General features: G+C 28.7%; 26 protein-coding genes. 20 read left to right on the top strand and 6 right to left on the bottom strand.

What is annotated here, in order from left to right; translation table 11 throughout:
- Positions 1 to 154: 154 nt before the first annotated feature.
- The 13 genes from Q0731_RS01505 (at position 155) to Q0731_RS01560 (ending at position 11,584) form a co-directional block, all read left to right on the top strand.
- Complete coding sequence (locus Q0731_RS01505; RefSeq protein ID WP_299058989.1) at positions 155 to 2,374, top strand: tetratricopeptide repeat protein; 2,220 nt, start codon at positions 155 to 157, stop codon at positions 2,372 to 2,374.
- Between the two features lies 1 nt (position 2,375).
- Entirely contained in the window at positions 2,376 to 2,789 is a 414-nt protein-coding gene (locus tag Q0731_RS01510) for a polymer-forming cytoskeletal protein (RefSeq protein ID WP_299058991.1), read from the top strand.
- A complete protein-coding gene (locus Q0731_RS01515; protein ID WP_299058993.1) occupies positions 2,755 to 2,973 on the top strand; it encodes an AtpZ/AtpI family protein in 219 nt (72 codons plus the stop codon). The genes Q0731_RS01510 and Q0731_RS01515 overlap by 35 nt, the downstream gene beginning before the upstream one ends.
- Entirely contained in the window at positions 2,966 to 3,355 is a 390-nt protein-coding gene (locus Q0731_RS13175; protein WP_366915392.1) for a DUF6168 family protein, read from the top strand. Before Q0731_RS01515 ends, Q0731_RS13175 begins: the two co-directional genes overlap by 8 nt.
- 80 nt (positions 3,356 to 3,435) lie before the next feature.
- Entirely contained in the window at positions 3,436 to 4,569 is a 1,134-nt protein-coding gene (atpB, locus tag Q0731_RS01520; protein WP_299058995.1) for a F0F1 ATP synthase subunit A, read from the top strand.
- Between the two features lie 124 nt (positions 4,570 to 4,693).
- On the top strand, positions 4,694 to 4,882 hold the full coding sequence (gene atpE, locus Q0731_RS01525; RefSeq protein WP_004569351.1) for an ATP synthase F0 subunit C: 189 nt from the start codon (positions 4,694 to 4,696) through the stop codon (positions 4,880 to 4,882).
- An 85-nt stretch (positions 4,883 to 4,967) separates the two neighbouring features.
- The gene (locus Q0731_RS01530) at positions 4,968 to 5,468 is read left to right on the top strand and encodes a F0F1 ATP synthase subunit B (protein WP_299058997.1); all 501 of its coding nucleotides are present in this window, start codon (positions 4,968 to 4,970) and stop codon (positions 5,466 to 5,468) included.
- A 7-nt stretch (positions 5,469 to 5,475) separates the two neighbouring features.
- The gene (atpH, locus tag Q0731_RS01535) at positions 5,476 to 6,033 is read left to right on the top strand and encodes an ATP synthase F1 subunit delta (RefSeq protein ID WP_299058998.1); all 558 of its coding nucleotides are present in this window, start codon (positions 5,476 to 5,478) and stop codon (positions 6,031 to 6,033) included.
- Positions 6,034 to 6,100: 67 nt separating this feature from the next.
- Complete coding sequence (gene atpA, locus Q0731_RS01540; protein WP_299059000.1) at positions 6,101 to 7,678, top strand: F0F1 ATP synthase subunit alpha; 1,578 nt, start codon at positions 6,101 to 6,103, stop codon at positions 7,676 to 7,678.
- 72 nt (positions 7,679 to 7,750) lie between these two features.
- Positions 7,751 to 8,617, top strand: coding sequence for an ATP synthase F1 subunit gamma (gene atpG, locus Q0731_RS01545; protein ID WP_299059002.1), 867 nt, complete (start codon positions 7,751 to 7,753; stop codon positions 8,615 to 8,617).
- 104 nt (positions 8,618 to 8,721) lie between these two features.
- Positions 8,722 to 9,192, top strand: a complete 471-nt coding sequence (locus Q0731_RS01550) for a hypothetical protein (RefSeq protein ID WP_299059004.1) — start codon at positions 8,722 to 8,724, stop codon at positions 9,190 to 9,192.
- A gap of 98 nt (positions 9,193 to 9,290) precedes the next feature.
- Complete coding sequence (locus Q0731_RS01555) at positions 9,291 to 10,238, top strand: hypothetical protein (protein ID WP_299059006.1); 948 nt, start codon at positions 9,291 to 9,293, stop codon at positions 10,236 to 10,238.
- A 206-nt stretch (positions 10,239 to 10,444) separates the two neighbouring features.
- Positions 10,445 to 11,584 (top strand): ATP-binding protein, encoded by a 1,140-nt coding sequence (locus tag Q0731_RS01560; RefSeq protein ID WP_299059008.1) that lies wholly within the window; start codon positions 10,445 to 10,447, stop codon positions 11,582 to 11,584.
- A 41-nt stretch (positions 11,585 to 11,625) separates the two neighbouring features.
- On the opposite strand, the gene Q0731_RS01565 is transcribed toward Q0731_RS01560, so the two are convergent.
- The 5 genes from Q0731_RS01565 to Q0731_RS01585 all read right to left on the bottom strand — a co-directional run bounded on the left by Q0731_RS01565 (position 11,626) and on the right by Q0731_RS01585 (position 16,216).
- Positions 11,626 to 12,816, bottom strand: coding sequence for a DUF1501 domain-containing protein (locus tag Q0731_RS01565; RefSeq protein ID WP_299059010.1), 1,191 nt, complete (start codon positions 12,814 to 12,816; stop codon positions 11,626 to 11,628).
- Positions 12,817 to 12,828: 12 nt separating this feature from the next.
- Entirely contained in the window at positions 12,829 to 14,202 is a 1,374-nt protein-coding gene (locus tag Q0731_RS01570) for a DUF1800 domain-containing protein (RefSeq protein ID WP_299059012.1), read from the bottom strand.
- A gap of 137 nt (positions 14,203 to 14,339) precedes the next feature.
- The gene (locus Q0731_RS01575; protein WP_299059014.1) at positions 14,340 to 14,684 is read right to left on the bottom strand and encodes a hypothetical protein; all 345 of its coding nucleotides are present in this window, start codon (positions 14,682 to 14,684) and stop codon (positions 14,340 to 14,342) included.
- Positions 14,685 to 15,035: 351 nt separating this feature from the next.
- On the bottom strand, positions 15,036 to 15,737 hold the full coding sequence (locus tag Q0731_RS01580) for a hypothetical protein (RefSeq protein WP_299059016.1): 702 nt from the start codon (positions 15,735 to 15,737) through the stop codon (positions 15,036 to 15,038).
- Positions 15,738 to 15,835: 98 nt separating this feature from the next.
- Entirely contained in the window at positions 15,836 to 16,216 is a 381-nt protein-coding gene (locus Q0731_RS01585) for a hypothetical protein (protein WP_299059018.1), read from the bottom strand.
- A gap of 81 nt (positions 16,217 to 16,297) precedes the next feature.
- Here Q0731_RS01585 and Q0731_RS01590 point away from each other — a divergent pair, with 81 nt between their 5' ends.
- Complete coding sequence (locus Q0731_RS01590) at positions 16,298 to 17,272, top strand: acyl transferase (RefSeq protein ID WP_299059020.1); 975 nt, start codon at positions 16,298 to 16,300, stop codon at positions 17,270 to 17,272.
- A gap of 25 nt (positions 17,273 to 17,297) precedes the next feature.
- Here Q0731_RS01590 and thiL read toward each other — a convergent pair whose 3' ends face one another.
- On the bottom strand, positions 17,298 to 18,347 hold the full coding sequence (thiL, locus tag Q0731_RS01595; protein WP_299059022.1) for a thiamine-phosphate kinase: 1,050 nt from the start codon (positions 18,345 to 18,347) through the stop codon (positions 17,298 to 17,300).
- Positions 18,348 to 18,452: 105 nt separating this feature from the next.
- On the opposite strand from thiL, the gene Q0731_RS01600 reads away from it, so the two are divergent.
- The 6 genes from Q0731_RS01600 (at position 18,453) to Q0731_RS01625 (ending at position 25,514) form a co-directional block, all read left to right on the top strand.
- Positions 18,453 to 20,369 carry a M1 family aminopeptidase gene (locus Q0731_RS01600; protein ID WP_299059024.1) on the top strand — a complete coding sequence of 639 codons (1,917 nt, stop codon included), beginning with the start codon at positions 18,453 to 18,455 and terminating at the stop codon, positions 20,367 to 20,369.
- A gap of 404 nt (positions 20,370 to 20,773) precedes the next feature.
- Positions 20,774 to 21,538 (top strand): UDP-2,3-diacylglucosamine diphosphatase, encoded by a 765-nt coding sequence (locus tag Q0731_RS01605; RefSeq protein ID WP_299059026.1) that lies wholly within the window; start codon positions 20,774 to 20,776, stop codon positions 21,536 to 21,538.
- A 116-nt stretch (positions 21,539 to 21,654) separates the two neighbouring features.
- The gene (locus Q0731_RS01610) at positions 21,655 to 22,644 is read left to right on the top strand and encodes a MoxR family ATPase (protein WP_299059028.1); all 990 of its coding nucleotides are present in this window, start codon (positions 21,655 to 21,657) and stop codon (positions 22,642 to 22,644) included.
- Positions 22,645 to 22,712: 68 nt separating this feature from the next.
- Positions 22,713 to 23,582: a DUF58 domain-containing protein gene (locus tag Q0731_RS01615; RefSeq protein ID WP_299059030.1), complete on the top strand. Its 870-nt coding sequence runs from the start codon at positions 22,713 to 22,715 to the stop codon at positions 23,580 to 23,582.
- A 20-nt stretch (positions 23,583 to 23,602) separates the two neighbouring features.
- Positions 23,603 to 24,523, top strand: coding sequence for a BatD family protein (locus Q0731_RS01620; protein WP_299059033.1), 921 nt, complete (start codon positions 23,603 to 23,605; stop codon positions 24,521 to 24,523).
- Positions 24,510 to 25,514 carry a VWA domain-containing protein gene (locus tag Q0731_RS01625; RefSeq protein WP_299059036.1) on the top strand — a complete coding sequence of 335 codons (1,005 nt, stop codon included), beginning with the start codon at positions 24,510 to 24,512 and terminating at the stop codon, positions 25,512 to 25,514. Before Q0731_RS01620 ends, Q0731_RS01625 begins: the two co-directional genes overlap by 14 nt.
- Positions 25,515 to 25,517 lie beyond the last annotated feature (3 nt).

Below are 25,517 nucleotides of genomic sequence, written 5' to 3' on the forward strand. Positions count from 1 at the left end.
TTAGAAACCTATTTTTCTGTATAAGCCCTCTATTCTTAATTTATTACTATTTTTACACCTTTATTTATACTTTTTTTGAAATAAAATAGTTTTAAGTAAAGGTTTTTTATTTTCTTAGCCCTTTAAAATAGTTGTTTAATTAATATTGATTTGTTTGAAATTCTTTAAAAAAATAGCATTAATAGTTATCTTAATTGTTTGTATTCTTTCTTGTAGCACAAAAAAGGATGCATTAATCAATAGAAATTACCATGTTTTAACCACAAAATATAATGTATTATTTAATGGTAAAGAGGCTTTTAATGAAGGTATAGAAAGTATAAATAAAAATTATAAAGATGATTGGTTTAATCAATTGTCAATAGAACCAATTAAATTTGAAGAAGAAAAAATAAAAGCACCTAGATTTGGTCCTAGAATGGGTGTAGGTTTTGGTGCACCAAAAGATACTAAAGAAGCTACAACTCCATTTGATATTGCAGAAGAAAAAGCCGTAAAAGCAATACAAACCCATGGAATGAATATCGAGGGAAAAGAAAGAAATAAGCAAATTGATGAAGCTTATCTACTTTTAGGAAAAGCACGTTATTTCGATCAACGTTTCATACCTGCCATAGAAGCTTTTAACTACGTAATTAAAAACTACCCAAATGCAAGTTTAATTAATGAAACTAAAATTTGGAGAGCAAAAGCAAATATTAGAATAGATAATGAAGAGTTTGCTATAGAATCTATGAGTTTACTTCTAAGAGTAAAAGATACTTTTGAGGTAAATTTACCCGATGAAATTAAAGAGCAAGGATATACTGCTTTGGCAATGGCTTATGTAAAGGCTGATAGTATTCAAAAAGCAAAAAAATGTTTAATTAAAGCAACCAGAACTTTAAATAATGTAGAGCAAGGAGAAAGAAATTTATTTGTTTTAAGTCAGATTTATAATTACGAGAACAAAAAAGATTCTGCTTTATTGGTGCTCAATAAAATTATTAATTACAAAAAAACTCCTTACAAATACAAAATACATGCTAATATTGAGTTAGCAAAAAACTCAACCAACGATTCTACTTCTGCTGCTATTCTAAAGAGAATGCATAAACTAATTAAAGAAAGAGATAACAGAGCTTATTTAGATGAGTTGTATTATCAGGTTGGTTTTTTACATGAAAATAATGATAGTATTAATTTAGCAGTACATTATTATAATAAATCATTAAAAGCAAAATCTGACAACGTTAAGCAAAAAACATATACTTACGAAAGATTAGGAAACATCAATTTTAAAAACTCTAAGTATTTAATAGCAAGTTCTTATTATGATAGTGTTATAAATATTGCTAAAGATGATAAAAGCTTAAGGATAAGACGAATTAAAAGAAAATATAAAAACTTAGCAACCTTAATTCGTTTTGAAGGTGTCGTAAAAGAAAACGATAGTATTTTAAAATTAACATCTCTATCTAAAACTGAACAAGAAACGTTTTTTACTAATTACATAGAAAATCTTAAAGAAAAGGACAAAAAAGCGGCTCAGTTAAAATTAAATCAAGAAGCATTTGGTCCTTCATTTGGGGGAAATTCTTTACAATCTACCAAAAAAGGGAAATGGTATTTTTACAATTCTCAATCTTTAGGTTTTGGTAAAACAGAATTTGAAAAAATTTGGGGTAAAAGAAAATTAGCAGACAATTGGAGATGGTCTTCTACAAGCGCTACATCAACTCCTGGATTAAGCAATATAAAAGAAAATCAAAAAAACTCACGTTACGATTTAGAAAATTATATCAAAAAAATTCCTACCGATGAAAAAGAAATTGAAACTTTAAAAATTGATAGAAATCAAGCTTTATATGAGCTAGGGTTAATTTATAAAGAACAATTTAAAGATCCTGAATTAGCAATTGCAAGATTTGAAAGAGTGGCTACTTTAAACCCAAAAGAAAAATTAATTTTACCTATTAATTGGCATTTATATAAAATTTACAAAAATTTAAACAACAAGAATAAAGAAAATAAGCACAAAGAATTTATACTTACAAAATACCCAAATACTGTTTTTGCAAAAGCAATTAAAAACCCTAATAAAAAAGTTACAGAAGAAATTTCTATTAGTGAAATAGAAAACAAGTACAAAGAAATTTACTATTTGTATAAAGAAAATAAGTATCAAGAAACCGCATCAAAAATTTCTGGAATTTTACCTACCATTGAAAATTCAGAATTAATTCCTAAATTTGAACTCTTAAGAGCTTATGCTTTGGGTAAGTATTCTGATAAAGAAACCTACAAAAAAGCATTAGAAGCCATTGTTATAAAATATGGCAATTCTGATGAAGGAAAGCAAGCAAAAAAAATAGTAACACAATTAAGTAAGTAAGATGTTTAGTAATAAAGACAAAAAAACTGAAAAGATTAAAATTATGGATAGAAATGTTGTCGCAAAAAACACAACAATTGTTGGTGATATTAAATCGGATGGAGATTTTAGAATTGATGGTACTTTAGAAGGCACATTGGTAACAAATGGAAGAGTTATCATTGGTGCAGAAGGATTTATTAAGGGAAAAGTAGAAGCTACAAATGCAGACATAGAAGGAAAATTTTCTGGAGAATTATCTGTTTCAAATACATTAACTATCAAAGCAACAGCAGATATTTCTGGCGATGTTGTAATTGGTAAATTATCTATAGAACCAGGAGCAGCATTTAATGCTACTTGTAATATGAAAGGGGCTATAAAGGAATTGAATGCTACAAATGACAAAAAAAGACGCTCAGAAAAAACCGCTTAATAAAGCCATTGCACTTTCTGGTGCAGGTTTGCAAATGGGGCTAACAATCTATTTAGCATCTTTACTAGGCAAATGGTTAGATCAAAAATTTGAAACTACTTATTTAACCATTACAATTACCTTATTTGCAATTTTTATAGCAACCTATGCCCTTATAAAACAAGCAAATAAAATAAATGATTAAGAGCTTTATTACAAACACAATAACTCTATTTTTTTTTCTCTTTGTTTGCTTTTCACTTCACAATATTATTCTAGAAAATCAGCAAATAAATTTACCTTATTCACTAAAAAAAGTATACATATTTCATTTTGGTTATACGCTACTAGTTTCTAGTAACTTTTTAGTTTTTTGTAAAAATGAAAAATTTTTTGAACAAATAGGCTTTATATATTTAGGCACACTAGCTTTTAAGTTTATTCTTTTTGCTATTGTTTTTTACAAATATATTTTTACTGATAATTTATTAATCAATACTGCAAAAGCATCTTTTATAGTTCCAATGATTATATTTTTAACAATAGAAGTTATTATTGTGGCTAAAATTTTAAAGAAAAAACAATAAAAAACAAATAGTTTTAAAAAAGGTTTGAGATTCTGAATTATTCTTTATCTTTGCCGCGAATTTAGAAAGCGTATTTTACAATGAAGATTGCACAAAAAACAATCCATTTTTTTACAATAGCAATGATGGCTTTTTTTTCGGCTACAATTTTTGCTTCTGGAATAGAAAAAAAAGTTGATAATCAAAAAGATGGAGGTCAAATAAACACGAATAGTGAAGTAAAAGCTTACATTGAACATCACCTTAAAGATTCTCATGACTTTGCCTTATTCTCATATACTTCAGATCAAGGTGAAAGAAAGCATGTTGGCTTTCCACTACCAGTAATTTTATGGACAAGCAAAGGTTTAGTTACTTTTATGTCTTCAGAATTTCATCATAATGATGATGGACACGTAGTTGTAGAAAAGGGAGGTTTAAAATTTGCTAAAATTCATTCTAAGATATACGAATTAGACAATGGTGCTGCAACTGTTTCTTTTGATGAAACACACCACGCAACAAACGCACATAAAACATTAGATTTTTCTATTACTAAAAGTGTAGTTGGTATCTTATTAGCAGGTTTATTAATCTTTTTAGGTTTTTCTAAATTAGCAAAACAGTACAAAACAAGAAAAATACCAAAGGGTATAAGTAGAGTTTTAGAGCCTTTAGTATTATATGTTAGAGATGAAATTGCAAAACCAAATATTGGTGAAAAGAAGTATAGAAAATTTATGCCCTTTTTATTAACAGTTTTCTTCTTTATATGGCTTTTAAACTTATTAGGACTAACACCTTTAGGTTTTAATGTAACAGGGCAAATAGCAGTAACTGTGTGTTTAGCTTTATTAACTATGATTATTTATATAACAAATGGTAGTAAAGACTTTTGGGCACACACTTTATGGATGCCAGGTGTTCCTTATATTTTAAGACCCGTTTTAGCGGTTATAGAGTTGGTTGGTTTTATTATCATTAAACCATTTTCATTATTAGTACGTTTGTTTGCAAACATTACAGCTGGTCACTTTGTGGTTATGAGTTTAATTGCATTAATGATTACTATGAAAGAAGCCTTTGGCCCTGTAGCATCTACTGGTATGTCTTTAGTTTTAGCATTATTTATAATGGTTATTGAAATTTTAGTAGCCTTTTTACAAGCATTTATATTTACAATGTTATCGTCATTATTTATAGGGATGGCAGTAGAAGAGCATGAACATCATTAGTAAAACTCAAAATCTTTGATTTTGTAAGTTGAACTAGTTCTGACAAAAGTCAGTATCTCTGAAAAGAGAATTTAAAGTAGAATTAGAGTTTGTTTAATTAATATTTATTTAAAAATCAATTAGTATGTACAATTTAATTGGAGCAGGATTAATCGTTATCGGAGGTGGTATTGGATTAGGTCAAATCGGTGGAAAAGCAATGGAAGGAATTGCTCGTCAGCCAGAAGCGGCAGGAAAAATTCAAACTGCAATGATCATCATTGGTGCCTTATTAGAAGGTTTAGCATTTGGTGCATTAATCTTAGGGAAATAGTATTTCTCAAAAAAAAAAGAAGCATATCTCTGTAACGATTGGTTACAGAGTATGTTTTTAAATTAAACAAAAAAATATATAAAGAATGGAAACTTTATTAAATGATTTTTCTCCTGGGTTGTTTTTTATGCAACTAATTATCTTAATAATATTAATAGTATTATTAGGTAAATTTGCTTGGAAACCAATCTTAAACTCTTTAGAAGAAAGAGAAACAGGTATTGAAGATGCTTTACAAGCAGCAGAAAATGCTCGTAAAGAAATGCAAAATCTAAATGCAGATAATGAAAGACTTTTAAAAGAAGCTAGAGCAGAAAGAGATGCAATGATGAAAGAGGCTAGAGAAATTAGCGATAAATTAATTGCAGATGCTAAAGAAGACGCAAAAGAAGTAACTACAAAGTTAATAGAAAATGCACAAGCATCAATTCAGCAAGAAAAACAAGCAGCTTTAGCAGAGATTAAAAAGAGTGTTGCAGAATTATCTATTGGTATTGCAGAATCAGTAATTAAAAAAGAATTATCGAATAAGAAAGATCAACTAGATTTAGTTGAAGGAATCTTAAAAGATGTTACTTTAAACTAATAAAAAGATGAAAGACGCAAGAGCAGCAATACGTTATGCAAAAGCAATTTTAAATCTTGCTAAAGATTCTAAAGAAGAAACAGCAGTAAATGACGATATGTTATTTATTTCATCTGTAGTTTCTGAAAATGATGAATTTGAGGTAATGTTAAAAAGCCCTGTTGTTAAAATTTCTGATAAAATAAATGTATTAAATGCTTTATTTAAAGGGAAAGTAAACAATATTACTCTTGGCTTATTTCATTTATTACAAGATAATAAAAGAATTTCAATGCTTCCAGCTATTGCAAAACAATATGCTATAATATATGATTTTGATAAGCATTTGCAAGTAGCTAAAGTTACAACAGCTGTACCTTTATCAAAAGAAATTGAAAAACAAGTTTTAGCTAAAATAGTGGCTTTAACAGGTGAAAAAGCAAATTTAGAAAATGAAATAAATCCAACTATTTTAGGTGGATTTATTTTACGTGTAGGAGATGTGCAATATGATGCAAGTATCTCTAATTATTTAAACGAATTGAAAAAGGAATTTGACAACAGTCACTATATTCCAAAAATATAATAAAAGTAGCCTTTGGCTTTTAGCAGTTAGCTATTTGCCAAAAGCCAAAAGCTAATAGCAAATAGATATGGCAAGTATTAAACCAGCTGAAGTATCAGCAATTTTAAAGCAACAGTTAACAAATTTTGAAGCAAAAGCAACTTTAAATGAAGTTGGAACTGTTTTACAAGTAGGAGATGGAATTGCTCGTGTTTACGGTCTTTCTAATGTTCAATATGGAGAATTAGTAGAATTCGACAACGGATTAGAAGGTATTGTACTAAACTTAGAGGAAGACAATGTAGGTGTTGTATTGTTAGGAGCATCAACTTCTATCAAAGAAGGTTCTAACGTAAAACGTACAGAACGTATTGCTTCTTTAAAAGCAGGTGAAGGCGTTGTTGGACGTGTAGTAGATACTTTAGGAAACCCAATTGATGGTAAAGGACCAATTACAGGTAAAACTTATCAAATGCCTTTAGAGCGTAGAGCTCCTGGAGTTATTTATAGAGAGCCAGTAACTGAGCCATTACAAACTGGTATTAAGTCTATTGATGCAATGATACCTGTTGGTAGAGGTCAGCGTGAGTTGATTATTGGAGATAGACAAACTGGTAAATCTACAGTTGCTATTGATACTATTTTAAATCAAAAAGAATTTTACGATGCTGGTGAGCCAGTATATTGTATATATGTAGCTATTGGTCAAAAAGCTTCTACAGTTGCAGCAATTGCAAACATGTTAGAAGAAAGAGGTGCTTTAGCTTATACAACAATTGTTGCAGCAAATGCTTCAGACCCTGCAGCAATGCAAGTATATGCACCTTTTGCAGGAGCTGCAATTGGAGAATATTTTAGAGATTCTGGAAGACCAGCTTTAATAATCTATGATGATTTATCTAAACAAGCTGTTGCTTACCGTGAAATTTCTTTATTATTAAGAAGACCTCCAGGACGTGAGGCGTATCCTGGTGATGTATTTTATTTACACTCAAGATTATTAGAACGTGCTGCAAAAGTTATTAATGATGACAAGATTGCTAGTGAAATGAACGATTTACCAGATTCTTTAAAAGGAATTGTAAAAGGTGGAGGTTCTTTAACTGCATTGCCAATTATTGAAACACAAGCAGGAGATGTATCAGCATATATACCAACCAACGTAATTTCGATTACTGATGGTCAAATTTTCTTAGATGGAGATTTATTTAACTCTGGTGTTCGTCCAGCAATTAACGTAGGTATTTCTGTATCACGTGTTGGTGGTAACGCTCAGATTAAAGCAATGAAAAAAGTATCTGGTACCTTAAAATTAGATCAAGCACAGTTTAGAGAATTAGAAGCTTTTGCTAAGTTTGGTTCTGATTTAGATGCAGCAACAATGAGTGTAATTTCTAAAGGACAGCGTAATGTTGAAATTTTAAAACAAGCTCAAAATGATCCTTTTTCTGTAGAAGATCAAGTTGCAATTATTTATGCTGGTTCTAAAAACTTATTAAAGGATGTTCCTGTAGATCAAGTTAAGAAATTCGAAAAAGATTATATCGATTACTTAAACGCGAAACATAGAGATACTTTAGACACATTGAAATCTGGTAAATTAACTCCAGAAACAATAGCTGTTTTAGAAGCTGCTGCTTCTGAAATTTCGAAACATTTTAATTAGTAGTTAAGTTTTAGTAGTTAGACAAAAGTCTAACTACTAATTACTAACAGCTAACAACTAATTACTGTAAATATGGCAAACTTAAAAGAAATACGTAATAGAATTACCTCTATTAAATCTACAATGCAGATTACATCTGCCATGAAAATGGTATCTGCTGCAAAGTTAAAAAAAGCACAAGATGCAATTACGGCAATGCGCCCTTATTCATCTAAACTAACAGAATTGTTGCAAAACTTAAGTGCAACATTAGATAGTGATGCTGGAGGTGTATATTCAACTCAAAGAGAAGTTTCTAAAGTATTATTGGTTACAATTACTTCTAACAGAGGTTTGTGTGGTGGTTTTAACTCATCAATTACAAAACAGGTTGCTAATACTGTAGCTGAAAAATACAATAATATTGAAGTAGATTTACTAGCTATTGGTAAAAAAGGTGATGATATTTTATCTAAACAATTCAATATCATTGAATCTAAGAATGAAATTTACGATGATTTAACTTTTGATAATGTAGCAACAATTGCAGAAAACTTAATGAGTTTGTTTGCGAATGGTAATTATGATAAAATTGAGTTAGTTTACAATCAATTTAAAAATGCTGCAACTCAAATACCTCAGGTAGAACAGTTTTTACCAATAAAGCCAATTGAAGGAGGAGACGCAGATGCTGTGAATTCTGATTATATTTTTGAACCTTCTAAAGAAGAAATTGTAGAAGCTTTAATACCTAAATCTTTAAAAACACAATTATACAAAGCTATTAGAGATAGTTTTGCTTCTGAACATGGTGCTCGTATGACTGCAATGCACAAAGCAACAGACAATGCAAAAGAATTAAGAGACGAGTTATTATTAACATATAACAAAGCACGTCAAGCAGCTATTACTAACGAAATTTTAGAAATTGTTGGTGGTGCAGAAGCTTTGAATAATTAAAAAAAACTCTTAGTAATTAATTAGCATTTTTTATAAATATACAAAGCGAACCAATTTGGTTCGCTTTTTTTATATATTAGTATTAGATTTAAAACTCTTGGAAAATGAATAAAATTAAAATTGTATTCCTCTTATCACTAATTTATATTTTTTTACAATGTGGAAGTTCTAAGTCAGAAAAAATTGGTCATCTTCAAATAGAATCATCAGAATATTATAATTGGGTTGGTGGATTAGCTGGAGTTAGTGGTATCAATGTAGAAATTAAGTTAAAGAAAAAATCTAAAATAGTTTTTGATTCTTTATATTTTAGAGGAAAATCTGTTAAAACAGAATTGAAAAAAAATAAAATTATTATTGCCAATTATAGTACTTCTAAAGTAAATAATGATATCATCTTACATACTGATTCAAAAAAAGAAATCAATAATAAACCACCAAAGCAAAATAAGTTTCCTTTTTTTTTGAAAGAAAATGATGCAGTATTAAGTTATCAATTTTCAGGAGAAACCAGATATGTAATTATAAAAGATATTAAAAAAAGAAAAAATAATTTATTTAAAGAAATAGAGTAATTATTTGATATTCAATACAAAACCACTCAGATTTGAGTGGTTTTATTTTTTGGCACGTATTTTGAAAATGTATTAGCATAACCATAAAATACAAGCTTATGAAATCTTTAAAACTACTTTTAACAATATTATTTACAGGAACACTATTAAGTTCTTGTACTACAGTTTATGAAGAGTCATTTTATGATACTGTAAATTATAATCAACAGGCTTCTTTAAATGAAATTGTTTCTCAATATGATTTATGGTATATAGATTACAACAGCACTGTTGGTAATGGAGATATCCCTTATGTTTCTAAAGCATTTACATTATCCTTTATAAATGGCATATTGTATGCTAATAATAATATTGTTGATATTGGAAGAACGGGAGATGGTTTTGGATTAGATGTTGGTACTTATAATGTGTTTAATGGTATCTTAGAAACAAATCATGATTTAGATGGAGTAAATGATTTTGAGGTGACCGTAATTTCTAACAATGAAATTAGATTATACAACTACAGACAAGATGTAAGTTATTTATTAGTAGGATATCAAATAAATCAGTTTGATTATGATCGCTTATTTTATGAAAATATAGAATACTTTTTACAAGAATATATAGGTTGGGAAAAAATAACAACAACTGGTGGTGTACCAAATACTTTTGATGCCGAAAACTATTTAGCTTTTACACCAGAAAATATAACAACTTTTTATAGTTCTCAAGATGCTCTTAACACGCCAATTGATGCTATTAATTGGGATTATGTAGGTGGTTATGAGGTTTTTGATGTAAGTGGTTTTGATGATCTTAAAATTTTAACACTTAATTATGATGGTGGAGATATTGAAGAGTTTGAATTAAGCGTTATTAATGATGGAAGGATTGCACTTTACAATGTAAATTCTGAAACAACTTATGAGTTTTTAGGGAGAGGATTTGTACAGTATTTAAAAGGTGCAAAAACAAAAACATCTGCTAAAGAATCTGTAAGGAATAACAATAGAAAACGTACTAAAGTAGAAAGAAATACAAAAATTAGAAGAAATTTAAAATAAGTTTGGTTAGTTGATTTTTTGATTGGTTAGTTCATAGTAGCCAATCGAAAGGAAAACCGCTCTATTAAGAGCGGTTTTTTCTTGTTTATAATTTATATGAAAATTAAAGTCGTAAAAAGTTTAAAATCAGCATTAGTTTTATAATTTTATAAAGAAAATAAACAACACAACACTACTAAAAAAAATGCCTAAATAAAATTTAAATTGTGATAAACAAACGCCTACTTATCAAAAACTTACTTTCTCAGAATGATGAGAATAGTTTTTATGATAAAAAACAAAAATTATCACTCAATTCAAAAGAAGGAAAAGCAAAGTTTTTAAAGCATATTTGTGCACTTTCAAACTCTAATCCAAATAATAATTCTTACATAGTAATTGGTATTGAAGATGTAGAAAACAAAATTATTGGTGTTGATTTTTTTGATGATAGTAAAATACAAAATTTAGTGAATGCATATCTTTATAACCCACCAAAAATAGAATATGAAAATGTACCTTTTCCTAGATTACCTCGTCATAAAGTAATTGGTTTGGTTACTATCTATCCAAATAACAAAATAACTAAACTTTTAAAAAATATTTGGAAATATAAAGGCGGAACCTCATTTTACAGACGAGGTAGTAACTCAATAACTGCTTTTGAAAATTATGAACTAAAAACTACCAACAAAGAGGCTGTAACAGCCATAGAAATTAATGCACGCAATAATATTAAATTAACTTTAGATGGGGTTTTTGATTTTATAAACAATCATAAACCAGCATACAACCCACAATACAAAGTTTTTAAAGAACAATTTGTGATATGTTGGGCAGGAAAAAAGAAAATTATTGATAACAAAATATTTTTTTCTAGGGTAGATATTGAATTGATAAACGAGCAAGTAAAACTGTTTTTTTCTGCTTTAGATGATGTACAAATTAATTACAATCAACATTCATTTATTATAACAGAATACATTTATTTAGGGTTAGAAAAGCTAGAAAAATTATATCCTTTAGAAAAAACAATTATCAACTTTAAAGAAAACGGCACACACAATATTGTAAAAGAGTTTTTGTTTGTTCCGCCTAAATTTAATAATAAAATTATTGAGACTATCTATAATAGTTGTAACTCAATTATCACTAAAATTGAAAAGAAAACAGTACTTTCTAAACTAGAAAATGAAGCAATTTTACGTTTACCAACCAATTACTTAATTTGCTATTTACATGGTTTTTTTGAGGCAACAAATCAACTTAAAAAGGCTAAAAATTATATTAGAAATTTAGAAGATAAAACTACTTATATAAGTTATAAAGAAGCTTTACGTGTTATTAGAAAGTTGCAGTATGGTTAAAAAAATTATAATCTGATTTACAATTATTTTTGACTAAAACACTACACAAACCCCAATTTAGAAAACGATTTATTTAAAATAGCCACATCATCTACTTCTAACCATTTATCTAAAATAGTTGCGTAAATTTCTCTAAAATCAATTTCATATTTAAGGTTTCCGTTTTTATCTAAATCGCCTAAATTTGGCAAATTGTTATACAAACCTTGTTTTTTTAAGTTTTTTCCCATCACAAAAACATTGTTTGCTGTACCATGATCTGTACCTTTAGATTCGTTTTGTTTTACACGCCTTCCAAATTCAGAGAAAGTTAAAATAAGTACCTCATCAAAAGTGTTGTTTTTTTGTAAATCATCAATAAAAACTTCCATAGTTTCAGCATATATTTTCAACAATCTTTCTTGTGTGATTTGTTGATTTGCATGCGTATCAAAACCACTTAAACCAGCGTAATAAACTTGCGTTTCTATACCTGAATTTATAAATTGAGAAATGGTTTTTAATTGTTTGCCAAAAATATTTTTTGGATATTCTGCAGAAGTACCTTTTGTGTTACTTCGCTCATAAATATGTTTTGCAGAAGATTTTGCATCAATCATTGTGTTGTACAAATACCCTAAATTATGTTCACTTAAATGAGCATCATTATAATTGCGTACCACATTGTTAAAAAAAGGAGATTTCATAGAATTGTAAAACATTTTTGGATCTGTAATTGCCAATCCGTTTTGTGTTTTTCCTTTCATCATTAGTGATAAACTTTCATCAACCTCTATAGCCTTGTAAGGATATCCTTTAGTATAATCTAAGTAACGACCCACCCAACCATTTTGCAAATATTGATTGCTATCACTGGCTGTTTGCCAAATATCTGTTGCTCTAAAATGTGATAAATTTGGGTTTGGATACCCAACATTATTTATAATACTCACAAAACCTTTATTATACAAATCTTGCAAAGGCTGTAAGCTTTTGTGCAAGCCAACTTCATCAGAAATTTTAATTACATCGTTTTTATTTATGGCAATGTTATTTCGTTTTTGATAATAAATATCATTGTTAAAAGGTACCACAGTATTTAAACCATCATTGCCACCTTTTAGCTGAATAATTACTACTTTTTTATTGCTAAATGTTTTGTTTGGTAATTGCTCAAAAGCTTTTAAAAACTGAGGTACAAATAACATACCTGAAGCAAAAGTGGTCTGTTTTAAAAAATCTCTACGTTTCATCTGTATTAAAATTTAGCAAAGTTGATATTCTGGCAAACTCATTAATTGTACAACAAAATTTTGTTTAGAAAGTTGCTCGTTTCTGAGTAACATTTCTGCTGTTCCGTTATTTAATTTTGTGGTAATAATTTGATGTAACAAATCTTTATTAGCCTCTTTTTTATAATTTTCTTCAAAAGCCTGCCAATTTGCAGTCACTTTTATAAACGCTTTTTTGCGAAGTTTTCTGTTATTAAAATCAGTAATCAACGTTTCTTCATCTCCTATTTCTGAATAGGCAATTTGTGCATTATTTAATAAAACAGATGGCAAACGCAAACGTGTAACAATGGTATTGCTATCAATCCAGTTTCTACCTGTTTTCCAACCGGCAACATTTGGTGGTCTTAGCAATATTTGCCCTAATAATCTTTGAACCAATAAAATTTGTTTTGGTTTTTCTATTTTATAAGGTACAATGGTATTGATACCCACTAAAAATTCGATAGGTGATTTTATTTTAGTCCCAATGTTTTCATCAGCATAAAACCATTTAGAAAGCAGCACAAAACGCATTAAATTTTCTATATCATAATCTTTATAGAAAACAGAAGCCATTTCATCTACATGTTTTTTATTAATGTTTTCATTTACAAAATAACTATATATTTTTTCTGATATAAAACGTGCACATTGCTTTTTTTCTAAAATGATATCAATGATATCATCACCTGTAAAATTACCAGATTTTCCTAAAAAGGTTTTTTGGTTTGCATCATGAAGTCTTTCTCTAAATTTAAAAGCACCTGCAATAGTATGGGTATATCCAGTAAATGCTCTTGCAGATTCTTTAATATCTGTTTCAGTATAATGCTCTTGCCCTAAGGTAAAAAGCTCCATTAATTCGCGTGCAAAATTTTCATTCGGACTTTGTTTCTTGTTCTGTTTGTTGTTTAAATAGGTAAGCATTGCTGCTTCTTTAGAAACACTTTTGGTAAAATGTTTAAAATTACCCAAAGCATTTTTGCGTAACATATTATGATAACTTTCTACAAATAAGATATTTTGGTTTTCACAAACAAAATGATTTGCCCAAAACAACGTCATCTTTTCACGTAAAATTTCTGAAGGATTATTTAAGCGATGAAACCAAGCTGAAGAAAGCTCAAACACTTTTTTTCTACTAATTTTCTGAAATTCTCTTCGCTTTTTTTTATCCTTAAAATCTTTTAAACGAAGCTCTTTTAAGAAAGAGGTATCTACTGTTAATTCAGTAATTTTCTTGGAAACAGTAAATAATTCGTTTACAACGTTTTTTTTACTTTTCTTTGACAAACGAGCCAATTCTTTTGGTTGAATACCAAAACCAACTCTGTTATATAAATGTTGTATGTGTGCTGATTTCATAAACGTAAGACTAATAAAACTAAAGATAGTTTAATTAACTACACGTAATATAAAATATTTATATGCTAAAAGTAAAAGATTATATTAAAAAACATGAATGTTCATGAGTAACATCAACATAAAAATAAATTTAAAATTTACAAAGAATATGCCAACCATTCTTCTGGAATGGGTTCTAAATGGAGTTCTACCTCTGTAGATTTTACTTTCTTTTTATAGCCTAATCGAGAGATTACAGGAATTGATAAATTAACATTATTCTTTTTATTAATGAGTAGTAATACTTGCTGTATAGACCTTTTGGTACATAATACCAAGCTATTCATCATTGCATTAGATTCTTTTTCTAAATCGTAAAAATCTACAAAATAGGCAGGTTTATTGTCTTTGTAGATTACACATTGTGATTTTTTTTTGTTTTTTAATTCTATAACCTCTTTTGTACCACTTAAAGTTCTGTATGTTGTAGCTAAAAATTTCATATCCTTTTTTTTTATATTCCCAACAATCAAAAACGTTAAGAACAAAACAAACTTAAAAGATTATCAACTTTTATGTTTATAAATTCGATGAAACACTAAAAAACATCGTTAAAAGGTATATTTAATGCCAGAATATACACCTAAATTAAAAGAAGAAAAACTATTAGATTTTTTTCTAAAAGTATTTAATTGAGCTTTAAACATTAGATTTAAATTTTAAGACCAATTTTTATTTAGAAATAAAGAACTGTAAGCTACTCTAATTTTTATGTTAAACCTATTGATAATATTACTTGTTCTATTAATAAATACAAATAAGTAAAATTACAAATAGTATAATTTTTCACATAATTACAAATTATTAAATAAATATGTAAACCTTGGAAATCCGTTTTTACAAATCACAGTAGCAGGTTCATCAGCTAATGAACAATCTGAATCAATACCGTATTTAATATTAAAGTCTTTTTCTGCTTTGGTATAATTAGCCACTTTTTCTAAAAATGTAACTGTATCTATTTTAGTTGAATAAGCAATATAACCTTGAGGACCTCCACAAGCTTTTGCTCCATAAGCAACAAAAGTCCAGTCTTTTGAATCTTCACATGAAAAACTATTTGACAAATTTTGAATTTCATTAAACAAATCCATTAAATTTCTATGTGCTATTTCTTGTGCTGTCAATTCTCTTTTTACAACTAATTCATTTTTTGTGAGCGATACAATTCTCCAAACATAATTTGTTGGATAATTTTCTGTTTTAATACTAATTAAATTGTTTTTTAACTCAAAAGCACCTTCTATATTAAAAAAAGTTAATGGAGGTGTACCACACCAACCAGAGGTTTTCTCTACAAACGTTCCGTTTTCAGAAAATGAAATTCCATAAGCTTCATTAGGTAATTCATTTGCTCTTTTAAAGGTGGTTGTTTCTCCTTTGTAAATTGGGTTGTCCCAAAAACCTAATAATACGTTTTCTGAATCTATTCTTATTTCATTAGTTTCACAAGAAAAAGCAATGATTAAAGTTAATAAAAGGGCTGTTTTTTTCATGTTTAGAAATAATTTATTTGAGTTTGCCAACCTTTTAAATTTAAAATAATTTTAGGTTGATTTTGTTTTTATTCTTTTGTATTAAAAGTAAAAGGTTTTTAATTACCATATAAAATAATTTTATCAGTTCGTAATTTTTCAAAATCAACACAGGTATTTGCACCTACAATTCCTCCAAAAGTACATATTGTTTCTCCTGCACAGTTGTAAACTAAAGTTTGTCCATCTGAAATTTGATCGCAAATAATTACCTCAAAAACAGTTTCTGAATTATAAGTAAATTGTGTAATAGAACTTCTTCCCCCACAATCTATTGCATCTATTGTGTTTTTAGCATCTTTTAAAAAACCTAAGTCTTGTAAAGGTTCTTGTGTGTTACATACTATAATTACCTCATCATTATTTGTATTGTCATTTTCTTCGCAAGAAACCAAAGTTAAAAAAGCAATAAGCACCGTAAAATATATATTTTTAAACATGGTATTTTATGAATTATTTCTTACAAGATGCAAAAAAAAATAAAAAGGTTGCCTTAAATAATTCTATTTTTGTAAAAGTTTATGATAGAAATAATATTTAACATACAATCTGAAACAGATTTTAAAGAAGTAGCTTTAAAAGTTTTTAAACATCAATTTAAAAACAATAAAGTGTATCGTTCTTTTTGCGATTTACTCTATATTCATCCTTCTGATGTTACTAAAATAGAAGAAATTCCGTTTTTACCAATTCAGTTTTTTAAGAGTAAAAAAGTACTTTCTTCTTTAGATGAAATTCAAGAAACTTTTACCAGTTCTGGCACCACAGAAAGCATTACTAGCAAACATTTTGTAACCGATATAAATCTTTACAAAGAAAGTTATTTAAAGGGATTTGAACATTTTTATGGTAATATAGAAGACTATGTAGTATTGGCTTTATTGCCTAATTATTTAGAGAGAAAAGGTTCATCGTTAGTTTTTATGGTGGATGATTTAATACAAAAATCTAAAAATACAGAAAGTGGTTTTTATTTAAATAATTTATCAGAATTAGCCAAAAAACTTACTGAATTAGACAAAAAAGGAAAAAAAGTACTTTTAATGGGAGTTTCTTTTGCGTTATTAGATTTGATAGAACTGCAACAATTCAACCTAAAAAACACTATCATTATGGAAACTGGTGGTATGAAAGGACGCAGAAAAGAATTGGTTAGAGAAGCATTACATCAACAATTAAAAAACGGATTTGGTGTTGATAAAATTCACTCAGAATATGGAATGACAGAACTATTAAGTCAAGGATATTCTAAAGGAAATGGTATTTTTAAAACACCTCCTTGGATGCATATTTTAACTAGAGATACAGAAGATGCCTTAACAATTCAAACTATAGGAAAAACTGGCGGAATAAACGTAATTGATTTAGCAAACTACAATTCTTGCTCTTTTATTGCTACGCAAGATTTAGGCAGAGTACATAAAAACGATACATTTGAAATTATTGGCCGTTTTGATAATTCTGATATCAGAGGTTGTAATTTGATGGTGTTGTAGTTACTAAAATTTTAAAATCTGTTTCTTACTCGTCTTTCAACCCATTCCAACCCTGAGCTTTTAAACCAATTTCTTGGCTAGCTCTAGTTACTAAATTCAATCCTTGGTTTTCTGCAGTAATATGCCCAATAATAGAAAAATTGGGGTTTCCTTTTATGTTGTCAAAATCTGCAATTGGCACTGTAAACAACAATTCATAATCTTCTCCCCCACTTAAAGCAACCATAGTAGAATCTAACTCAAACTCTTCACAAGCAGAAATTACTTGAGGATCTAGAGGCAACTTCTCTTCATACACCTTACACCCAACTTTACTTTGGGTACAAATATGAAAAAGTTCTGACGAAAGTCCATCAGAAATATCTATCATAGCAGTTGGTTTTACGTTTAATTCCTTTAAAATTCCTGCAATATCTTTACGAGCTTCTGGTTTTAATTGACGTTCAATTAAATATGTATAATTGTCTAAATCTGGCTGATTGTTTGGATCTACCTTAAAAACTTGCTTTTCTCTTTCTAAAACCTGTAACCCTAAATAAGCAGCACCTAAATCTCCAGAAACCACAATTAAATCGGTTTCTTTTGCGGTATTTCTATAAACGATATCTTGTTTATCAGCTTTTCCAATTGCAGTTACAGAAATTAAAATTCCTTTGGTAGAAGATGTTGTGTCTCCACCAACTAAATCTACTTTATAAGTGTTACAAGCCAACTGAATACCTGCATACAATTCTTCAATTGCCTCTAAAGTAAATCTGTTAGAAACTGCTATAGAAACTGTAACTTGCTCTGCAACACCATTCATAGCATACACATCAGACAAGTTTACCATTATAGCTTTATAACCTAAATGCTTTAATGGCATATAACTTAAATCAAAATGCACACCTTCAATCAACAAATCTGTAGTAACTAAAGTTTGTTTTTGAGATGCTTCTAAAACTGCAGCATCATCTCCAATCGCTTTTGCTGTAGATGTATTTTCTACCTTAAAATATTTTGTAATATGATTGATTAAACCAAATTCTCCTAATTCAGCCAACGAGGTTTTTTGTGTATTTTTATCTTCTAACATCTTGCAAAGATAGGTACATTCTAAAAAATTACAGAATTACTTTAACACAGATATTTATTTATTTTAGTTTTTAAATGGTATTTTTGATTGATATAATTATGAATTATGACACGTTTTATTGTAACTCTCTTGTTTATTATCATCAATTTACATAAAACTACTGCTCAAGAAATCTTAAATATTGCCAAAGCAGAAGCAAAAGCTGCACAATTAAAAATTAATTTCAAGACCAATACCAACACTTCAAATTACAATATTACTTATCATAAACTAGAATTTACAGTAGATCCTGTAATTGCAGATATTGCAGGTAAAGTAACCACAACTTTTACTGCTTTGTCAAATCTAAATACTGTTATTTTTGATTTGGATGATCACATGACTGTTACTTCTGTAACTCAAAATGAAAATACACTTTCGTTTTCTCAAAACGCAAATGAAGAGTTGGTTATTACACTTTTAAATACATTAAATCTAGGAGAAACAACCTCTGTAATTATTGAATATTATGGAACACCTGTAAGTTCTGGTTTCGATTCTTTTGAAGCCTCTACTCATGGACCAAATAAAACGCCAGTTCTTTGGACACTTTCTGAGCCTTATGGAGCTTTAAATTGGTGGCCTTGTAAACAAGATTTAAATGATAAAATTGATAAAATTGATGTGTATATTACTGCTCCAAAACAATACACAGCTGCGTCTAACGGATTAGAACAAAGTGCAATTATAAATGGAAATTTTAAAACGACGCATTTTAAACATCAATATCCTATACCTGCCTATTTAATTGCTATTGCTATTAGCAATTATGCAACGTATTCTCATCAAATAAATTATAAAGACAATAATTTTCCTATTGTTAATTATGTATATCCTGAGAGCCTTACATCCGCAGAAAATAGCACATTGGTTACTGTAGATATGATGTATTATTTTATTGATTTATTTGGCGATTACCCTTATAAAAATGAAAAATACGGTCATGCACAATTTGGTTGGGGTGGAGGCATGGAACATGCCACTGTTTCTTTTATGGGAAATTTTAGCAGGGATTTAATTGCACATGAATTGGCACATCAATGGTTTGGAAACAAAGTTACTTGTGGTAGTTGGAAAGACATTTGGCTAAATGAAAGTTTTGCAACCTATTTAACAGGTTTAACCATAGAACACTTAGATGGAGAAACTAATTTTAAAAGCTGGAGAAATTCTAGAATAAATTCTATAACATCTGCTTCTAATGGAGCAGTTTATTTATCAGACATAGATACTACAAATGTGAGTAGAATTTTTAGTGGTAGATTATCTTATAACAAAGGTGCAATGGTTTTACACATGTTGCGTAAAAAATTAGGAGACACCAATTTTTTTAAAGGTCTTAAGAATTATATAACAGACCCAAATTTAGCCTATAATTATGCAAAAACACCAGATTTAATTGCACATTTAGAAACTGCAAGTAGCTTAGATTTATCAGAATTTTTTAACGATTGGGTTTATAATCAAGGCTACCCAAGCTACACTATTAATTGGCAACAAACTTTAGCAAATTCTGTTCATATACAATTAAACCAAAACCAAAGTCATACGTCTGTTTCTTTCTTTGAAGCTGATGTTCCTGTTCGTATAAATGGAACAAATGGAGAAATTTTAGACCTTGTTTTAAAGAACACAAACAACAATCAAACTTTTATAGAAAATGTAAATTTTACAATTAGTGCTGTAGAATTTGATCCAGATTTACATTTAATTTCTAAAAATAATAGTGTTTTAAACTTAGAAGAAAATTCTTTTTTATCAGAAAATATTACGTTGTTTCCCAATCCTGTAAATGATGTTTTAACCATTCAAACATCAGAAAACATCAATATAAAAAATGCTATTATTTATAATACTTTAGGAAAAGAACTTTTTACAACTTCAAATCAACAAATAGATTTAAGTACGTTAAGCAAAGGAGTTTATTTTATTAAAATTGTTACGGATTATGGAGAATTATATCAAAAAATTATTAAAGAGTAGTTTTTTATTTGAAATTTTCTCCATATAAAATTTCTGAAAAAGAAATTTCACTCGAACTGACAGCTACTTCTTTATATGCTGTCTTTCCTGTAATTGTCATTTCGACGCTAGGAGAAATCACATAATATAGAGAACACAAAATTGAGCAACTTTATGCGATTTCTCCCTTTGGTCGAAATGACAAACTGCACCTGATCATTTCTGATTTAATTTTTTTTCTCAGTTCTCAAACTAACAGTTAGAGATAGTACAAAGTTACATCGAGTGATCACGCTTTTCCAGCATCATTATATTGAGATGTTTTTTGACTCTAAAAAACAATAAACCTCTTTCAACCTTTTCAATTCCTTTTACCCGATTATAAATAAGTTTTTCTATTTTTACCGATATAAATAATTCGCCTTTTGATTTCTATAAATTCATCAGAAAATAAAAAAATCTATTTTGCTTCAGACCAACATTTTGGTGCTCCAACACCACAAGCTAGTTTTCCTCGCGAAAAAAAGTTTGTAGCTTGGTTAGATATTGTTAAAAAAGATGCAGAAGCTATTTTTTTATTAGGTGATTTATTCGATTTTTGGTTTGAGTATAAAACAGTTGTACCAAAAGGATTTGTGAGAGTTTTAGGCAAATTGGCAGAAATTCGCGATAGTGGAATTCCTATTTATTTCTTTATTGGTAATCATGATTTATGGATGAACGATTATTTTGAAAAAGAACTCAACATCCCTGTATATCATGAGCCACAAGAGTTTATCATCAACAATAAAAAATTTTTAATTGGTCATGGTGATGGTTTAGGTCCTGGTGATTATGGTTACAAACGCATGAAAAAAGTGTTTACATTTCCATTATTTAAATGGCTATTTAAATGGCTACATCCAGATTTAGGGGTAAGTTTAGGACATTATATGTCTGTTAAAAACAAACTTATTTCTGGGGATGATGATGCCAAATATTTAGGAGATGATAATGAATGGCTGGTACAATATTGCAAAGAAAAACTTACCGAAAAACACTACGATTATTTTGTTTTTGGGCATAGACATCTTCCTTTAGAAATTAAATTACAAGAAAATAGTACCTACATAAATCTTGGTGATTGGATTCAATATTTTACTTACGGAGAATTCAATAATTCTGATTTTAAATTGTTAAAATTCGATTAAATTCCCCTTTAAATTAAACAAAACCTTAAAAAATCTTTAACCTACTTTTAACAATTCGCAAAATGTTAAAAGTGTAGTTTTGTTTTCATAAAAATAATACTTAATACAATATTACAATGGATGTAGATGTAAGAGCTATTAATGAAAAGATAGAAAAAGAAAGTGCCTTTATAGATATTCTTAGTTTAGAAATGAACAAAGTTATTGTTGGGCAAAAAAAAATGATAGAAAGTTTGTTAATAGGTTTGCTTGGTGATGGTCATATCTTATTAGAAGGAGTACCTGGTTTAGCAAAAACCTTAGCAATTAACACACTATCTAAAGCAGTACAAGCTAGTTTTAGTAGAGTACAATTTACACCAGATTTATTACCTGCAGATGTTGTTGGAACCATGATTTATAACATGAAAGAAAACAACTTCGAAATTAAAAAAGGACCCATATTTGCAAATTTTGTATTAGCAGATGAGATTAACAGAGCACCTGCAAAAGTACAATCTGCATTGTTAGAAGCTATGCAAGAGCGTCAAATTACAATTGGCGATGAAACTTTTAAGTTAGATGAACCATTTTTAGTAATGGCAACTCAAAACCCAGTAGAACAAGAAGGAACGTATCCTTTACCTGAAGCACAAGTAGATCGTTTTATGTTAAAAGTGGTTATTGATTACCCAAAATTACAAGATGAGCAAGTAATTATGCGTCAGAATTTAACAGGTGGCTTTGCAAAAGTAAATCCTGTAGTTTCTGTAGACCAAATTATTAGAGCACGTAAAGTTGCAAATGAAGTTTATATGGATGAAAAAATTGAGAAATATATTCTTGATATCATCTTTGCAACACGTTATCCAGAAAGATACAACTTAGCAAATTTAAAAGATTTAATAAGTTTTGGAGCTTCTCCAAGGGGAAGTATCAACCTTGCAAGAGCAGCAAAATGTTATGCTTTTATAAAACGTAGAGGTTATGTAATTCCTGAAGATGTAAGAGCTGTAGTTTTTGATGTTTTACGTCACAGAATAGGAATTACCTATGAAGCTGAAGCAGAAAACGTAACCTCTGTAGATATTATCAATTCTATAATTAATGAGGTAGAGGTACCTTAATCAATTATCAATGAACAATTATCGGTTTTAAACTGATAAATGATAACTGTTAAATGATAATTGAAAAAATGGAAACAAAGGAAATACTTAAAAAAGTTCGTAAAATAGAAATTAAGACAAAACGTTTGTCTAATGATATTTTTGGAGGTGAATACCATTCATCATTCAAAGGACGTGGTATGACTTTTTCTGAAGTAAGACAGTACCAGTTTGGTGATGATATAAGAACAATTGATTGGAATGTTACTGCTCGTTACAACGAACCTTATATTAAAGTTTTTGAAGAAGAACGCGAATTAACAATGATGTTGTTAGTTGATGTTTCTGGTTCTGAACTTTTTGGAACATCTACCCAATTTAAAAAAGATACTGTTACAGAAATTGCTGCAACATTGGCATTTTCTGCAACGCAGAATAACGACAAAGTTGGGTTAATTTTATTTTCTGATGATGTTGAGCTTTTCATCCCTCCTAAAAAAGGAAAAAGTCACGTTTTAAGAATTATTAGAGAATTAATAGAGTTTAAACCTAAAAGTAAAAAAACCAATATTGCTGCTGCTTTAAAGTTTTTATCTAGTGTGATGAAAAAAAGAGCCATTGTTTTTATGTTATCTGATTTTATGGATGATGATTATGAAAAAACATTAAAAATAGCCTCAAAAAAACACGATTTAACAGGCATTAGAGTTTTTGATAAACACGATGAAGAAATTCCTAATTTAGGAATGGTACCCATGTTAGATTCAGAAACTGGTAATATTCAATTGATAAACACTGCATCAAAATCTGTAAGAACAAGTTACAAAGCAAATGCATTACGTTTAAACGATTATTATGTAAATATGTTTAAAAGAAGCGGTGCAGGTGCAGTAAATACTAGAGTTGATGAAAACTACGTAAAAAAGTTATTGGGTTATTTTAAAAATAAAGGAAGGTAGTAACACCGTTACTTTTACAAATGAAAAAACATATTTTATACATATTACTATTTATTTCTACCATCGGTTTTGCACAAAAACCTATGGTAAAAGCAGCAATTGACACCACCAATATTAGAATTGGTGAACAATTTACTTTAAAAATTTCTGTGGATGAAACCCAGAATGTAATTCTACCAAAATTACAACTACAGGGCTTAGAAATTATAGACTCAACTAAAGTTGATACCATTAAAAATTCGTTAATAAGAAAGTATATTTTAACAGGTTTTGATAGTGGAGCTTTTTACATTCCCCAACAACATATTTTTGTAAAAAACCAAGCCTACTTAACAGATTCTTTGTTAGTAAATGTTGCTACGATTGCTATTGATACAACCAAAGTAAAAAAGTTTCCTATAAAATCTATTAAAAGTGAACCTTTAACTTTTGATGATTACAAGATATACATTTACATTCTTTTAGCTGCTCTAGCTATTATTGGTTTTTGGATTTATTGGTTTGTCATCAGAAAACAAAAAGTAGAAGTTGAAGAAGAAACCTATAAAGCTTTACCTCCTTATGAAGAAGCTATTTATAAGTTAAATGAATTAGATGAAAAATTATTGTGGCAAAACAATAAAGTAAAAGAATATTACTCTGAATTAACAGAAATTGTGCGTGGTTATATAGAGAGAGAACTAAAAGTACCTGCTTTAGAAAAAACAACGGATGAAGTTTTAGATATGATTAAAGACTTTAAAAAATCTGAAACGATAGAAACATCAGAAGAAACTATTAGAAAGTTAAAAGATTTATTACGTGAAGCAGATTTGGTAAAGTTTGCTAAATCAAAACCTTTGGCTTTAGAAATAGAAGAAGACAGAAAAGATGCACAAGATATTGTGAGTAATTTAAAACCTAAACCAATTATTGAAGAGAATGATGATGAATTGGAATAATTTTGAATTTAACAATCCGGAGTTTCTGTGGCTGCTCATTTTAATTCCAATTTTGGCAATCTGGCACTTTTTTATGCGTAAAAAAGATGCAGCTGTTTTAATAATGCCAAGTATAAGAGGTTTTAAAACAGACTCTATTTTATCAAAATTAAAACCACTTTTATATCTTTTAAGATTATTGGCACTTATAGCTATTATTATTGCATTGGCTAGACCAAGAAACGTTTCTGTAAGTAAAAAAACGAAGAGTAATAGAGGAATCGATATTGTAATGGCAATTGATGTTTCTGCAAGTATGTTGGCTAAAGATTTAAAACCTAACAGACTTGAGGCTCTTAAAAAAGTTGCCATAAATTTTACGAATAGAAGACCTAATGATAGAATAGGAATTGTTGTTTATGCAGGTGAAAGTTTTACTCAAACACCAATTACAAGTGATAAAGGCATTGTAAAACGCACTATTTCTGAATTGAAATGGGGACAATTAGAAGGAGGAACAGCAATAGGAATGGGCTTAGGTTCTGCTGTAAATAGGTTAAAAGAAAGTACCGCAAAAAGTAAAGTAATTATTTTATTAACAGATGGTGTAAATAATACAGGAAATATTGATCCAAGAACTGCTACAGATTTAGCAAAAGAATTAGAAATTAAAACCTACACCATAGGAATTGGAACCAATGGCATGGCAGATTTTCCTTATAATATTGATCCAAGAACAGGAAAAATAAACTTTATAAAACAAAAAGTAGAAATTGATGAAGCTTTGCTAAAAGAAATTGCTACAGAAACTCAAGGAAAGTATTTTAGAGCAACAAATAACGAATCTTTAAAAGAAATTTATGATGAAATTGACAAGCTCGAAAAAACAAAAATAGAAGAATTTAAATATTATAATTATCAAGAAAAATATAGAATTTTTGTTTTCTTAGGACTTGGGTTCTTGTTGTTAGAATTTTTGTTAAGGAATACATTATTTAAATCATTTATTTAAAAT

It is taken from the genome of uncultured Polaribacter sp., from assembly GCF_947497695.1.
GTDB lineage: Bacteria > Bacteroidota > Bacteroidia > Flavobacteriales > Flavobacteriaceae > Polaribacter.

Coding starts and splice junctions, on each gene's coding strand:
- Q0731_RS01510 (WP_299058991.1), top strand. CDS start 2,376: ATGTTTAGTAATAAAGACAAAAAAACTGAAAAGATTAAAATTATGGAT.
- Q0731_RS01515 (WP_299058993.1), top strand. CDS start 2,755: ATGACAAAAAAAGACGCTCAGAAAAAACCGCTTAATAAAGCCATTGCA.
- Q0731_RS13175 (WP_366915392.1), top strand. CDS start 2,966: ATGATTAAGAGCTTTATTACAAACACAATAACTCTATTTTTTTTTCTC.
- atpB (WP_299058995.1), top strand. CDS start 3,436: ATGAAGATTGCACAAAAAACAATCCATTTTTTTACAATAGCAATGATG.
- atpE (WP_004569351.1), top strand. CDS start 4,694: ATGTACAATTTAATTGGAGCAGGATTAATCGTTATCGGAGGTGGTATT.
- Q0731_RS01530 (WP_299058997.1), top strand. CDS start 4,968: ATGGAAACTTTATTAAATGATTTTTCTCCTGGGTTGTTTTTTATGCAA.
- atpH (WP_299058998.1), top strand. CDS start 5,476: ATGAAAGACGCAAGAGCAGCAATACGTTATGCAAAAGCAATTTTAAAT.
- atpA (WP_299059000.1), top strand. CDS start 6,101: ATGGCAAGTATTAAACCAGCTGAAGTATCAGCAATTTTAAAGCAACAG.
- atpG (WP_299059002.1), top strand. CDS start 7,751: ATGGCAAACTTAAAAGAAATACGTAATAGAATTACCTCTATTAAATCT.
- Q0731_RS01550 (WP_299059004.1), top strand. CDS start 8,722: ATGAATAAAATTAAAATTGTATTCCTCTTATCACTAATTTATATTTTT.
- Q0731_RS01555 (WP_299059006.1), top strand. CDS start 9,291: ATGAAATCTTTAAAACTACTTTTAACAATATTATTTACAGGAACACTA.
- Q0731_RS01565 (WP_299059010.1), bottom strand. CDS start 12,816: ATGAAACGTAGAGATTTTTTAAAACAGACCACTTTTGCTTCAGGTATG.
- Q0731_RS01570 (WP_299059012.1), bottom strand. CDS start 14,202: ATGAAATCAGCACACATACAACATTTATATAACAGAGTTGGTTTTGGT.
- Q0731_RS01575 (WP_299059014.1), bottom strand. CDS start 14,684: ATGAAATTTTTAGCTACAACATACAGAACTTTAAGTGGTACAAAAGAG.
- Q0731_RS01580 (WP_299059016.1), bottom strand. CDS start 15,737: ATGAAAAAAACAGCCCTTTTATTAACTTTAATCATTGCTTTTTCTTGT.
- Q0731_RS01585 (WP_299059018.1), bottom strand. CDS start 16,216: ATGTTTAAAAATATATATTTTACGGTGCTTATTGCTTTTTTAACTTTG.
- Q0731_RS01590 (WP_299059020.1), top strand. CDS start 16,298: ATGATAGAAATAATATTTAACATACAATCTGAAACAGATTTTAAAGAA.
- thiL (WP_299059022.1), bottom strand. CDS start 18,347: ATGTTAGAAGATAAAAATACACAAAAAACCTCGTTGGCTGAATTAGGA.
- Q0731_RS01600 (WP_299059024.1), top strand. CDS start 18,453: ATGACACGTTTTATTGTAACTCTCTTGTTTATTATCATCAATTTACAT.
- Q0731_RS01610 (WP_299059028.1), top strand. CDS start 21,655: ATGGATGTAGATGTAAGAGCTATTAATGAAAAGATAGAAAAAGAAAGT.
- Q0731_RS01615 (WP_299059030.1), top strand. CDS start 22,713: ATGGAAACAAAGGAAATACTTAAAAAAGTTCGTAAAATAGAAATTAAG.
- Q0731_RS01620 (WP_299059033.1), top strand. CDS start 23,603: ATGAAAAAACATATTTTATACATATTACTATTTATTTCTACCATCGGT.
- Q0731_RS01625 (WP_299059036.1), top strand. CDS start 24,510: ATGAATTGGAATAATTTTGAATTTAACAATCCGGAGTTTCTGTGGCTG.